Annotated in this window: 12 protein-coding genes; 3 read left to right on the top strand and 9 right to left on the bottom strand. The window is 24.5% G+C overall.

Annotated elements, in window-relative coordinates; genetic code table 11:
• Positions 1-93: 93 nt before the first annotated feature.
• From CHF27_RS03820 to CHF27_RS03810, 3 genes are all read right to left on the bottom strand, one after another.
• Positions 94-747, bottom strand: a complete 654-nt coding sequence (locus CHF27_RS03820) for a hypothetical protein (protein WP_095406181.1) — start codon at positions 745-747, stop codon at positions 94-96.
• 52 nt (positions 748-799) lie between these two features.
• Positions 800-2,059, bottom strand: coding sequence for a nucleotide sugar dehydrogenase (locus CHF27_RS03815; RefSeq protein WP_095406182.1), 1,260 nt, complete (start codon positions 2,057-2,059; stop codon positions 800-802).
• Positions 2,060-2,176: 117 nt separating this feature from the next.
• Positions 2,177-3,745 (bottom strand): CgeB family protein, encoded by a 1,569-nt coding sequence (locus CHF27_RS03810; protein ID WP_095406183.1) that lies wholly within the window; start codon positions 3,743-3,745, stop codon positions 2,177-2,179.
• A 180-nt stretch (positions 3,746-3,925) separates the two neighbouring features.
• Between CHF27_RS03810 and CHF27_RS03805 the strand changes: the two genes are divergently transcribed.
• Both CHF27_RS03805 and CHF27_RS03800 read left to right on the top strand, forming a co-directional pair.
• The gene (locus CHF27_RS03805) at positions 3,926-6,013 is read left to right on the top strand and encodes a leucine-rich repeat domain-containing protein (protein ID WP_095406184.1); all 2,088 of its coding nucleotides are present in this window, start codon (positions 3,926-3,928) and stop codon (positions 6,011-6,013) included.
• 113 nt (positions 6,014-6,126) lie between these two features.
• Positions 6,127-6,849 (top strand): glycosyltransferase, encoded by a 723-nt coding sequence (locus CHF27_RS03800; RefSeq protein WP_095406185.1) that lies wholly within the window; start codon positions 6,127-6,129, stop codon positions 6,847-6,849.
• Positions 6,850-6,872: 23 nt separating this feature from the next.
• Here the strand turns inward: CHF27_RS03800 and CHF27_RS03795 are convergent, their stop codons facing one another.
• The 3 genes from CHF27_RS03795 to CHF27_RS03785 form a co-directional block, all read right to left on the bottom strand.
• Positions 6,873-7,826 (bottom strand): alpha/beta hydrolase, encoded by a 954-nt coding sequence (locus CHF27_RS03795; RefSeq protein WP_095406186.1) that lies wholly within the window; start codon positions 7,824-7,826, stop codon positions 6,873-6,875.
• A gap of 308 nt (positions 7,827-8,134) precedes the next feature.
• Complete coding sequence (locus tag CHF27_RS03790) at positions 8,135-8,602, bottom strand: methylated-DNA--[protein]-cysteine S-methyltransferase (protein WP_095406187.1); 468 nt, start codon at positions 8,600-8,602, stop codon at positions 8,135-8,137.
• Between the two features lie 129 nt (positions 8,603-8,731).
• Entirely contained in the window at positions 8,732-9,562 is an 831-nt protein-coding gene (locus CHF27_RS03785; RefSeq protein WP_095406188.1) for a MerR family transcriptional regulator, read from the bottom strand.
• Between the two features lie 91 nt (positions 9,563-9,653).
• On the opposite strand from CHF27_RS03785, the gene CHF27_RS03780 reads away from it, so the two are divergent.
• A complete protein-coding gene (locus CHF27_RS03780) occupies positions 9,654-10,997 on the top strand; it encodes an MATE family efflux transporter (protein ID WP_095406189.1) in 1,344 nt (447 codons plus the stop codon).
• 90 nt (positions 10,998-11,087) lie between these two features.
• Here the strand turns inward: CHF27_RS03780 and CHF27_RS03775 are convergent, their stop codons facing one another.
• The 3 genes from CHF27_RS03775 to CHF27_RS03765 form a co-directional block, all read right to left on the bottom strand.
• Complete coding sequence (locus tag CHF27_RS03775; RefSeq protein WP_095406190.1) at positions 11,088-12,413, bottom strand: hemolysin family protein; 1,326 nt, start codon at positions 12,411-12,413, stop codon at positions 11,088-11,090.
• Between the two features lie 172 nt (positions 12,414-12,585).
• Positions 12,586-13,194, bottom strand: a complete 609-nt coding sequence (locus tag CHF27_RS14170) for a 3D domain-containing protein (RefSeq protein ID WP_243444937.1) — start codon at positions 13,192-13,194, stop codon at positions 12,586-12,588.
• A 164-nt stretch (positions 13,195-13,358) separates the two neighbouring features.
• Complete coding sequence (locus CHF27_RS03765; protein ID WP_095406191.1) at positions 13,359-14,612, bottom strand: DUF4829 domain-containing protein; 1,254 nt, start codon at positions 14,610-14,612, stop codon at positions 13,359-13,361.
• Positions 14,613-14,738: the final 126 nt, after the last annotated feature.

The raw sequence follows: 14,738 nt of genomic DNA, 5'->3' as shown, positions 1-14,738 counted from the left end.
TTTTTAATACAAATTTCATTTCATTTTATGTAAAAAATAAAAGCAAAAAAACTTGCATCTAGGCAAATTTCTTTGCTTTTTTATTTTTTTATATTAAGCTAATTTTATCTCAAGTTCTCCTTTTAATAATAAATCTACATTATCACCGTATTTAATAACTTGATCTACATGTACATCATTTACGTATATGTTAACTTTTATATCCTCTGCTTTTAATTTTTCATCTTGAATATATCCTATTACTATATATGATTGATTTTTATCTTGTACAATTGGTAAAACAGCAGATTCTGATGTCCATCCTTGTGTAACTACAGTCGTTCCTAGCTTAGGGCTTATATGAAAATTTTCGCTTTTATCTATTGCATCTGCCATTACTGAGTAAACCAGATAACCTGATAGTCTAATCTCCATTAATCTTATTTTTATATTTAATTGTTGAGCTTTATCACATATAATTGCTTCAGTTTTTGAATCTGTATTATATGGTTCTAAACTTATATTTAAATTTTCTGTGTTAGCAACCATGGATAAATTTTCAGTATTTTTCTTATATTTTAAGCCTAATGGTATTTTTACTAAGTTTTCAAAAGAAATTTTATTTTGACATGACATTGATAGTATTCCTCCAATACTATTTATTATATTACATAAACAAATTTTTTGTTTAGTAATTCTATTGTAGTATATGAATTTATATTTATTTTCGTTCATTAATTTGACTTTTTTTGCTTTTATAACTTCCATATGTATTTATACACCAGTAGAAAAATGTATATTATTATGGAATGATTAAACTTTAATTGTCACCTAATAATTTATAAATAAACTTTACATCTTCAATTTCTTTTCTATCTAAAAAATTTCTTGTATCTAATAAAATATTACCTTTCATTACTTTTTTTATATCTTTAAAACTTATATCTTTAAAAATTGTATGGTCAACTCCTAATACTACTAAATCACTATCCTCACATGCTTTAATTAAGTCCTTTTCTAAAAATTCATATTCATCAACAAAAGGATCATAAATAGATATTGTATATCCCGCATTTTTTAATAACTTAATTAAATCAATTATTGGACTTTCTCGTATATCATCTACGTTTGCTTTATAGGTAATTCCTAAAATAGTAATTTTCTTTAATCCTAAAATGTTAATTGTAAGTTTTTCTATTTTTTCAAAAACATAGTATGGCATTGAATCATTAATGTCTCTTGATAATTTTATAATATTTGCTAAATCTTGATTATCTTCTACTATAAACCAAGGATCAATTCCCAAACAGTTACCTCCAACACCTGGCCCTGGATTTAATATATTTACTCTAGGATGCTTATTACTGTATTTAATAACATTCCATACATTTAAATCTATCTCATTACATATTTTTAATAATTCATTAGCAAATGCTATATTTACATCTCTATACGCGTTTTCAACTAATTTAACCATCTCAGCTGTTTTGATATCAGTTACATATATATTACCTTTAACAAATGAATAATAAAATTCTTTTAACTTTTCAGATGACTTGTCATCAATACCTCCAATAACTCTATCATTTTTCACTAATTCATTTAATATATTTCCTGGGTATACTTTTTCCGGACAATATCCTAAATATATATCTTTACTTACTTCTAAATCACAACTTTCTAAAATTGGCTTTATAATCTCTTGGGTTGTACCTACTGGAGATGTTGATTCTAAAATTATTAAATCCCCTTTTTTTAGGTATGACAATATAGAACTTGTAGCAGATATTACATATCTTAAATCTGCACTTTTATATTTGTTTATAGGAGTTTGAACTGCTATTATAAATATATCTGCCTCACATGGAATGTTAGATACTTTCAATTTTTTTTTCTGTATAACATCTTTAACTAAAATATCAAGATACGGTTCTTTAATTATAATTTTTCCTTCATTTAAATTAGATACAATTTCTTCATTAGTATCTACACCCATTACATCATATCCATAATGAGCAAGCAAAGTTGCAATAGAGAGTCCTATATATCCTAGTCCTATCACACAAACTTTCTTATTCATACTAATTACTCCTTTTTTAATGTCATTGTAAAGATTTCTGATTTTTAATTTTTTATTTAAAATATATCTAATTTATTTTATGTTAATAAAAAATATAGGTGAATTATTTTCCTTATTTTAGATTTTACAAATTAAATTAAAATTATCTATTGAAAAATATTTAATAGGCAAATTATCTAACTTTATATAGTTTTTATTTACATCTTTTATAAGTTCTTCTAATGTATAATTACTTAATGATTTAAATTTTAATATACCTTTATCTAAATCTATATTATTTACATATTTAAAAGAACTACTTTTATTTATACATTTTAATTGCTCTTTATCTTCTATATAATAAGATTTTTTTCCTATAAAATCTGCATCTGTATATAAAGTTGCATTAATTAAGTCTTCTAAATAATTTTCACCATAATTATTTTTAACATTTATAATAGAAATATATTCTTCATTTATAAAATTATCTAGAAATTTATATTTAGATTTTTCATCATATAATATATAGCTTATATTTTTATTATATTTTTTTAATTTTATTATGTTTTTATTATTTGTTATTATTATTAATTTTTTATATCTATATGTTTGCTTATTGTACATTTCAATAAATTTATTAAAATCATCTTTTGAGTTAACTTTTGAAATTACAGCAATATTTTTTACTTCCTCTTTAATACCTATTCCAATTTTAGATAAAATATAAATCAATCTATGATTATAAGTATGATTATTTAGTATATATCTAATCCCTTTTATTACCTTATTTTCATAATAATTTTCATCTTGTGAAAGTCTTAAAAATTCCTTTTCTATATCATCTATACAATTACCCATAAATACTAAATCTTTAAATATATTTTTTATTCCTTTTGAATAGGAACTAACTACAGGCGTACCACATGCTAAACCCTCAAATACTCTTCTTGAAAACATCGTATTTGAATTTTTTATACTATTAACATTTATCATTACTTTATAACCTTTATTTGCTATATCTAATTCTTCTGCTTCTAGACTCCCTTTAACAAAAGGCATGTATTTTTTAGGGAATCTATATTGAATCATTCCAAGTTTATAATTTCTATCATATATTTCTAAACCTATTGTATTTACAGCTGCATCTAAAATTTCATTTAAATCTTCACACCTCTGAGGATACCTTAATCTATAATATGCTCCTGCAAAGCAAGCTTTTGAATTTCTTTCTTCTAATATTTTTATAGGGTTGTGAATTTTAGGATTTGCAGCAAATAACAAAGAGTATACTCTCTTATGATTTAGTGCATTTTTATATTTTACAATACAACCTTCATCTGTAGTAAAAACATAATCAAACTTTTTAGCTACTGGTAAAAATAAATCAAAACTAACAGGATCTTCTTTATTCCAAAATATGGTTGGTATATCATTTTTTTTACAAAATGTTAATATGTCACTTAAAGGCTTTAATTTTTCTTCTTTACTTGAAGAAATTATGTTCCCCCATGAATTTTTATATCCACACCATGCAGACTCTACCATAAATATATCTGGTTTAAAATTCAAAAATTTATATTTCCAATCATCTGGACTAATATTAATAAGATTACAGCTATCTTTAAAACAAAGCCTAGTTAAATCATCAAATATACAAGCCATATTTGTATCATTTAGTCTATCTATTGTTTTATCATGGTATCTCATATATTCACATCCCCTTCATTTTATATTACTTACCTATTTATAGGATACATATATATTATAAGGTCTTTTTATCTAACAATTTTAAATTTAAATTTGACACTTTTTTATTTCAAATAACATATTATATTATAAATTAACTTAGTATAACTTCCTACAAGTTAGTTTACTATAATAAAGAAGGTGATTAACATAAATAAAATAGATAACGGTCTATCAAATGATACTCCTATGTTCCTAGAAAATAGTAATTCTACTAAATATAATAATACTCCAACATATGTATTAAAATATAATAACTATGAAATATTATTTTTAAATAATATGATAGAAATATATTCAGTAGAGTATTCACATGAAGATAATAGTGGACTTAAATCCTTTTTTAGTAAACTAAAAAATAAATTTAAGCCAGATTCTAACCTTAATGAGAACATAGCTGTTAAAACTAGTGTTTTAAAAGTCGAATTCAACAATAGTAATCAAGATACAAAAATTTTTGGCGAGGACAAACTAACTGATAATTTACCAACTAAGAGTACAATATCTTTTTCTAAAATTTTATATAAAGACATATATCCTAAAATAGACATGTCATTATATATGAAAGATGGTGTACTAGAATGCGATTTTATATTAAATCAAAATTGTAATCCAGAAGATATCAATATATCTGTAAATAAAAATGAAATTTTATCTTTTGATGAAGATAATACCTTGAAAATTAATATGCCTAATTTTGATTTAAAATTTAATAAACCAATTTATGATAAAAACATTAATTTTAATTTAGATAATAATAAAGCTAATTTAAACTTAGATACTTATGATAGATCTGTTGAAAATAAGGTATATACTTTAAAACAAATTCAATCTAAAGCAACAGAAACTTATTTTATAGGCAAGAAAAATTTATTAATAGAAGTTCCAAAATACAAAATTTTTCCTTCTAATATAAATAATATTTCAGCTTTTAGTACTGTTCTTAGAATACCATACTCTTATCATGAAAAAACAAATTCATATAAAAAATCTAATGTGAATATTGCTTGTTCAGAAAATCCTGATGATAAACAAAATATACCTATTTTTATAAATACTATAGATACTAATCTAAATGTATATATCTACTATTCAATAGGATTGTACAACAATATTGAAGATGATCCTACAAACTTAGATATTTATACTTTATTAGATGATTTTATTGTAGGAGATTTGGATTTTTGTAATACAACAGATATAGATATATTAAATTCAAAAATATTTAATCCTATAGTAAATGTTGGTGATCCTATTCTCTATACATCTAGCGATAACTACTATATTTATAAACTAAATATTAATATATCATTAGAAGAATTTGATTTACCAACTCCAATTAACCCTAATGTATTTGATGCTATAAGAGATTCACTTGGATTACCTCCTAATTCACCAATAACAATAGATGAACTAAATAGTGTTACTCATTTAGTTATAAACCCTCCTGTTAATCCTAAAGATAATGCATTAGATGTTAATTTTGCAAAGTATCTTCCAAACTTAGTTTATCTTAGTATTACTGGTTACACTGTAAATAATATTGATATACTATCTATACTACCTTATTTTGAGGAATTAATTTTAGATACTTGTACAATTAAAGTTTCAGAACTTGGTTCATTATCAAATATAACTTCTTTAACTTTAAAAAATATACTTACAGTTGTAAATCCAATAACACCTATATCTAGTTTAGATAATTTAAATGAACTTGATATTGATAATAATAAATTTCCTTTAAGTGACTTAAGTATAGTAGGAACTCTTACAAATTTAAGCTTCTTAGATGTATCACACAATGCTATTAAAGACATTATCCCTTTGGCTAATTTAATAAACTTAAAAGCTTTAGATATATCACATAACCAAATTAGTGATATTAGCCCATTAGAAATACTTGAAAATTTAGCTACCTTATTTGCAAATAACCAAGCAATATATCACATTCCTATATACGTAGATATTGATGATATGGCTATACTTGATATAAGTTTTTTGAAAAATTTAGCTGGTGATACTCCTTCAATTGATGCTATATCTAATGATGGGGTTGTATGTGATGAAACTTTAAGTTGCGATCCTCCATCAATAGTTTGGGAAAATGTAGAATTTACTATTGAAAATGCTACAGTTGAATTTTCTGGAATAGGAATTAACCCATTTACTGTTGATAGTATTTTTAATGGAACAATTTTTGTAAATATACAAAAAAATATTACTGAATAATTAAATAGTTTTAATCTTTTTATTGCATATAAAAACATTGATTAATTTGTTATCAATGTTTTTATTGCTATATTTTTAATACTTAGAATCATTAGAAAGGATAATTTTTAACTGTGAATACTGATGGATTTTCAATCATTACAGTAACATCCAGAAGATTTTGTATAGATAACTTAATACAAAATTATTTAATTCAAAATTTTAAACATAAAGAACTTATAATAATAATAAATAATGATTCTATACCAATGTCTAACTTTAATAAATACACTTCTTTATATGAAAATATTAATGTATATAAGTTACCTGAGAAAATCACTTTAGGAGAGTGCCTAAATTTTGGAATTAATAAGTCTAATTTTAATTATATTGCTAAATTTGATGATGATGATTACTACGGACCATATTACCTTGATGAAGCTTATAATATATTTTCAAATTATGATTGTGAAGTTGTTGGCAAATATAAAACATTTTCTTATTTTGAAAAATTTAATAAACTAATGCTCTTAAAAGATGAAATTGAAAACACCTATACTAATACTATTATGGGCTCTACTATATGTTTTAATAAATATATAGTAGAAAAGGTTCAATTTAGACATGTTTCTATAAAAGAAGATTATTTGTTTAGCAATGATTGTTTAAATAATGGATACAAATTATTTGCAAGTTCTAGATTTAATCATATAGTATTTAAACATGCTGATAATAATAAACATACCTTTAAATCTAATATATCTCTATTAATAAAAAGATGTGTTAATATTAAATCTGATATAAGCTTTAATGGTTGTTTTGATTTTGTAAACAAAGAAGTTGTCTCAAGAATATAAAAATTTTGAGACAACTTCTTATTTTATACTCTTTGAGTTTTTCTTTGTTTAACTTTTTTATCTAAATAACATATAATATTTTTTATTACTTCATCTTTATTTACTTCATTTAACATCTCATGTCTACCACCTTCATATAGTTTACATGAAACATCTTTTACACCTAAGCCTATATACCTATCTCTTAAATTTAAAACCCCTTTTCCATTCTTACCTACAGGGTCTTTATCTCCTGACATTATAAATATAGGTAATTTTAGTGGAACTTTCTTTAAATTTTCTTTATCTTCTATTTCTTTTAACCCTTGAATTAAATCGCTAAAGAACCCGCATGTAAACAATACTCCACAAAATGGATCTTCTATATATTTATCTACTTGTGCAGTATCCCTACTTAACCAATCAAAATCAGTTCTTGAAGGTTTAAATTTTTTATTATTTCCTCCAAAAATTAAGTTATCTAATTTTTTACTTCTATATTTCCTACCATATCTTTTTATTTCATGATTTATTATTATAGTTGCTATACTAAGTATCGTACCGTTCTTTCCATTTGAACCTGATAAAATAAGTCCATCTATATTATCTCCATATTCCATTATATACCTTTGACTTGCAAAAGAACCCATACTATGACCAAACAAATAAATAGGTAAATCTTCATGATTTTTTTTTATTATACTTGTTAGTTTATTCATATCTTCAACTAAACATCTAAATCCATTTTTTTCTGCTAAATATCCTACATTTTCTACAACTTTAGCTGTTTTCCCATGACCCCTGTGATCATTTATATAAACTATATATCCATTGTCAGTTAATTCTTTCGCAAAGGCTTCATATCTTATTGCAGTCTCTGACATTCCATGAGCAATTTGAACAATCCCTTTAACTTCGTTATTGATTTCACTTTCCCATTTATACGTATATATATCTAAATTTTCTTCCCCCTTAAATGTGAATGTTGTGCACTTCATCACAATTACCTCATTTCTATTTAACTATTATTTATTTTTTTCTTATTACATTATATCAGAATAAATTATCTACTTGTAAGTACTTCCGTGTTTATTTTTACACAAAAAAACGCACGGCCAATTTATCACCTAATAAATTTCCGCGCAATGGTGGGTTAAATTATTTAAGCTAATGCTTAATTGACTTTTATATAACAATTTCTCTAATTTAATAGTAGCTTAGTGTATACATTAAATCAATTCTGTATAGGATAAATCAATTCCATAATGGAATCAATTTATAGGTATCGATTACTTGAATTAATACTTTAATTATTTATATTTTCCATATCTAATAATTTTTTTTTAATATATAGTCCTCCAGCATATCCAGTTAGTTTTCCATTTGAACCAATTACACGATGACATGGAATAAAAATAGAAATCGGATTAAGCCCATTAGCTCTACCTACCGCTCTACTAGCTTTTGGTCTTCCTATTTGTTTTGCAATTTGTCCGTATGTTCTTGTCTCACCATATGGAATAGTCAAAAGTGCATCCCATACCATACGTTCAAACTCTGTGCCTTCTGCTTCAAGTGGTAAATCAAATACAGTACGCTCTCCTTGGAAATACTCATTAAGTTGCTTAGATGCTTTTTCTAACAACAATGTTTCCTCTTCTTTAATTTCTTTTGGAACTACCGTTTTACCAAAAAATATATTCGTTATTGCTTTCCCATTTTCAGCAATTCCTATTTTCCCTATTACCGTTTCATAATAAAATGCTTTTTTCATTAATCGTCCCTCTATTTTATGGATTTTATAATTATCTTTTCTTCTTAATAAAGCTTATCATAATCCCAATTAAAAATCTTCCTATTTTTCAGGATATAATTCTAATATTAATACTGATGTTATAATTATTCATATATATTTTTTTTCATCTACCTTAATAGAAATCTTAATAACATAACTCTCTTTGTCTCTAACTGAAATTTCATCTATTAATCCTTCTTCATAAGAATATCCAGATATACAAAGGTTATTGTTATTTATAAAGTCCATTAATTTTTCATATAAAAATATTGTTTTATCATAATATCCTCTCATATACCCAACTACATATAATCCCTCTGGTTTTATCATTACTTCTTTAGATACATCACTATTATTTACTTTGGTAAAATAATAATTATATTTAAAGAACTCATTACTCATTAAGTTTTCTTTATTTATCATTACACCAATTGGATGACCACTATTTAATTTATTATTAATGCAATGTTTTAAATGTTGTGTATATGCATCAATATAATAATCGTCTTCTATATTAATATAATCACTTAAAATCAAGAATTCTTCTTTTTCATATTCTAATTTAATATCACTAGTTATATTTTTTCCTGCTTTTGTAATATTTATTTTAGTTTCCATAAGAGATTTTATTCTTTGTAAGTTTTCTATCTCTTTCTCAATTTGAATTTTTTCATACTCAAATAAATCTATAAGAAAATCAGGAGTTCTATTATCTAAAAATTCTTTTATTTTCTTTAAAGGCATACCAATTTCTTTTAACACCGAAATCACATTAAATACATCTAACTGATAATCTGAATAATATCTATATCCATTGTTCATTACCTTTTCTGGCTTAAATAAGCCTATACTATCATAATAGAAAAGAGTCTTTTTATGTACTCCACAAAATTCTGCAAATTCACCTGTAGTAAAATATTTTATTCTGTTTCTACTCATCTTCTCATCTCCTTACTTGACTATCCTGTAACAGGATACTTTATTATAAAAATATAGATAATTTTTTCAACATAAATTAGGAGGGTATTATATGAATAATTCACTAGGAAAAAAAGTCACATTTTTTTCACTTATTAAGTATACGTTTCCAACAATGGTAATGATGGTATTTATTTCTCTTTATACTATTATTGATGGTATATTTGTTTCTAGATTTGTAGGCTCTAACGCTTTATCTGCTACAAATATAGTCTACCCTATTATAAATATACTTATTGGCATTAGTATAATGCTAGCTACTGGTGGTAATGCTATGGTAGCAAGGCTTATGGGAGAAGGAAAAGTTGAAGAAGCTAAAGAAAGCTTTTCTCTTATTATAATAACAGCTTTAATTTTTGGTTGTATAATATCAGTAATTTGTTTATTATTTTTAAATCAAATTATTTATGCCTTAGGTTCAACTGATATTTTATATGACTATTGTAGTTCTTACTTATCTATAATGTTATTATGTACACCTGTTATTATTTTGGAATTACTTTTTGAGTATTTTTTAGTAACTGCTGGGCGTCCTAACTTAGGATTACTTAGTTCTATAATTGGCGGAGTTACTAATATAGTTTTAGACTATGTATTTATTGTTCCTTTAAATATGGGCATCAAAGGTGCTGCAATTGCAACATGTATTGGATATGCAATACCTTCAATTATAGGAATTTTATATTTTTCTAATAAAAGCAATAACCTTCATTTTGTTAAACCTAAATTTAATTTAAAATTAATATTAAGTAGTTGTAGTAATGGTTCATCCGAAATGGTAACTCAAATGTCTTCAGCTATTACTACTTACTTATATAATATCATAATGCTTAGATTTTTAGGTGAAAATGGAGTTGCTTCTATAACAATAATTCTATATTCTAAATTTTTACTAACATCAGCTTATCTGGGTTTTACTTCAGGAGTTTCACCCCGTATAAGTTATAATTATGGAAGTAATGATAAGAAACAACTTCAAAAAATAATAAAGTATAGCTATTTATTTATATTTACTTTATCTGTTGCTTCATTTATTGTATCTAAAATGTTATCAACAGCTTTAATCTCTATATTTACTGGAAAAGGAACTAAATTTTATAATATTACCTTAAATGGGTTTAATTTATTTTCATTTAGTTTCTTAATTTGTGGGATAAATATTTTTACTTCAGGAATGTTTACAGCATTTTCTAATGGAAAAATTTCAGCAATACTCTCGTTTTTAAGAACCTTTGTATTTTTTATAATAGAAATTTTAGTATTACCTGTACTATTTGGAATAAATGGTGCATGGCTTGTAATACCTATATCTGAAATTTTCACATTAGTCTTTTCTATATTTTATTTTTTTAAGTATAAGGAAATTTATGGGTATGGAACTGTTAAATCAATATAATATTTAATAACTAAATAAACTAGTAGAAATTTTAATCTCTACTAGCTTATTTATTAAATCCTATTTTATTTTAATAATTAGTTTAATACATTAAATTATATTTTCTTCTACTTTATATTGATGGGTCACTATTACATCTTCAATTCTTCTATCATTTATCTTATCAATTTTTATTTTAAGTGTATCTACTTGAATTTCTTTTAATTCATTCTCTTTTGGTATTTCTCCTAAAGTATTTATAATATATCCATTTAATGTATCATAATCACCTTCATCTAATTTTACATCAAATATTTCATTAAACTCATCCACAGATATACTTCCTTTAACTTTATATCTACTATCATTAATTTTTATTACTTCATCTTCTTCCATATCATATTCATCTTCTATATCACCCATTACTTCTTCAATTAAATCTTCTAAAGTTACTATTCCAGAAAATCCACCATATTCATCAACTAATAAAGCCATTTGAATTTTCTTTGACTGCATAATCTTAAATAATTCATTTGCCTTTATAGTCTTTGGAACAAAAAATGGATTTTTAAGAATTTCTCTTATATTAAGATTTTCAAATCCTAATTGTTTAGCTTGCTTTAATAAATCTTTTATATGAAGAATTCCTATAATATTATCTATATTATCTTCATATACAGGAATTCTTGAATATGGCAAACTCAATAATTCATCTATATAACTTTTTATATTATCATCTATGTCAATTAAATAGGTATCTTTCCTAGATGTCATAATTTCCTTACATAATTTATCATTAAGTTCAAATACACCTTCTATCATATCTTTTTCTTCTTTTTGGATAGAACCCTGTTTCTGCGAATATGCTATCAAGTCTCTAATTTCTTCTTCTGATAGTTCTTCCTCATTTTTCACTTCATCATATCCCATAATTCTTAAAACTACATTTGTTGACATTGATAGGATTTTAGTAAATGGCCTTGTAATTATTGACACAAAATAAATTATCTTCGATGATTTTAATGCAATTTCTTCTTTGTTTTGTAACGCAATTCTTTTTGGTACAAGTTCTCCAAATACTAATGTAATATATGATAATATTAATGTTACTATCACTATGGATATGGTTTGTGCATGAGGCACTGATAACTTACTACTTATTATACTTGATATACTTGTTGCTGCTGATGCACTTGAGAAAAATCCAGCTAAAGTTATCCCTACTTGAATTGTAGCTAAGAACTTACTCGGTTCTTCTATTAATTTTTCTAGTATCTTAGCTCTAGAATTGTTTTCTTTTGATAGGCTCTTAATCTTTGTTTTATTAACTGATACTATTGCTATTTCTGACGATGCGAAAAAAGCATTTATACTAGTTAACAAGACTATTAATATCAATTGTAGCACAAGCCTCTCGGGCTCAGGTTCTAAATTCATTTTTTACCTCCTAAAATCTATTTATATGATGTTATCATATTTATATTAAAAAATCAATTAATTAGTTACTCTTTTCAATAAATATATTTAATATTAAATATATTTTCCTAATAATTAAAAATACTATCGGTAGATTTAATTTTCAAAACCACCGATAGTATAATATCTATTTCTATACTAATATATAAATTTCTAAATCCTTTACTCCCCATGCCTTACAATCATCCTGAGTATCCATAAATATATCTATCTTATTGCCTTTTATAGCACTCCCTGTATCTTCTGCTATAAATACCTTATCAAATTTAGGTATGTATACCTTTGTTCCATAAGGTATAATTGTTGGATCTACTGCTATAGTCCCCCATTTAGGAACTGTTCCTGTTGAAGTAATTGCATCTCCTGCATAAGCTGTAGCTTTAACATTCATTTTATTCGAATTTTCAAGAGACATTGATGATACCTCTATATCATCCTTTTTTTCTGAAACATATTTAGTATAAACATATCCAGTCTTTTCATCTTTCCTAATTTTTGCCCAGTCACCTTCTTTTTCAATTATATCAACCTTGTCCATTTTATCTAAAGTATAATATACACTAGAATCTAATGAAGGCTCCTTTCTAAAATTTACTGAAATAGTATTTATATATCCACTTGTCACACTCTGTTCATTACTTATATTAGTTTGTGTATTTTTAATCTCATCTGCGAAAGATTTCATATTAATTGTAAATAATAAAGACATTGTAGTCAAAGTTATTAGGATTTTCCTTTTCATGTAGTTACCTCCTAAGAATTTTGTCTGCCAACTAAAAAAACATTTGCCAGCCCTTAGGTTGTTATTATACATGACGTATTACCCCTTGAAAATAAGTTTTATAAAATTACATATATTTACCCTTAATGTATTTTTTTGATTCTTGACTAATTTTTATATAAAAATCACTGCGGTCCAGGTACATCTATTTCTATTTTTTTAACTCCATTTTCTTCAGTAATAACTACAGTTCTTACATTTTTACCACTCTCAATGGTTGCATAATCAGAAGTGGTTATATCCATTTCAACATGATAAGTTTTCTCATCTTTTTCAGATTTTTTTATATCTAAAATATTTATTTTATTAGCATATCGCGGCAAACTTTCTCCGATATTTTCTTGATATAATTCACTATTTTTAATATTACAATTAAGAGTATCTATTATACTCTTTGTATCCATTGTAGATAACAAATTTACATAATTCTTATTTTCCATAGCTTCAAAATAAGTTTTTATCAAATCTAAGTCTGACCTATTGCTACTTTCTTTATACAACTTACTTTGTCTATCTAAAATATTATTACAAACCCAGGTATCTATTTTCATCTTCTTTATTTTCTCAAAACTCTTTTTATCTAAAGTTGAAACCATTCCATCGTTATTGCCTTGTATGTAAGCCCCTACAATCTTTCCTTTGTGTCTTATAACTATACCGTTTGCTTCTTGTGCAAATTTTCCCAATGGCTCTAATAGGTAGTATTTTTCTGCACTTATTTCATTTGATAATAAATTTAAGAAATCCATACCTACAGCTTTAGAAAGTTCCATACAATAAGACCAATATATTTTTTCTATATTTTCTTCATATCCATATTTTAAATTTTCGGGTAATTTTTTAAATTGACTGCTTATCATAAAACTAGGTTTATACTTATATTTACTAAAAAGATTCTTTACGTCTTGTTTTACAGTAGCGTGCTCACTTCTATATTTTTCACTTGCTGCTAACAATCTAAAAAAATCATAAGGTAAATCATATCTTTTTTCTCCATTTAAAACGTATCCAAATTCATATAAATCATCATAAACATATTTTAATTCCTTTTTATTATTATTTTTATCATAAAAAATCATTTTACTTTTTACTGGATTACCGCTTAGTTCTTTTTTGCTATTATCTACACTTTCTAGTGTATAATTTAAAAAATCATTTATTATATTTTTATCCGAAATTACTGAAGGCTTATAATCTTCTTCAAAATAAACATTATGATAAACATCTATCTTTGTTGTATCTTCAAGTTCTGAAAATAAATCACTAGAAACTTTTTGTGTTTTTTGTAATGGATTATTTAAATCACTATTTTCACATCCAATTATCATTGATATAGATACTAATAAAATAACTATACTTAAAAATTTTTTATTTTTCATTTAAAATTCTCCCCCTGTTTTTTAACTAATGTACTAATATATTTTATTATATCATTGATATTTTCTAATTTATATTTTTTATAAACATAATCTTTCTAAAATTAAAAACCTCCTAATGTAGAATTT

The organism is Romboutsia maritimum (assembly GCF_002251085.2).
Lineage (GTDB): Bacteria > Bacillota > Clostridia > Peptostreptococcales > Peptostreptococcaceae > Romboutsia_B > Romboutsia_B maritimum.
Note: the sequence above shows the minus strand (reverse complement) of the source record. Positions and strands in the feature narration are given on the sequence as shown.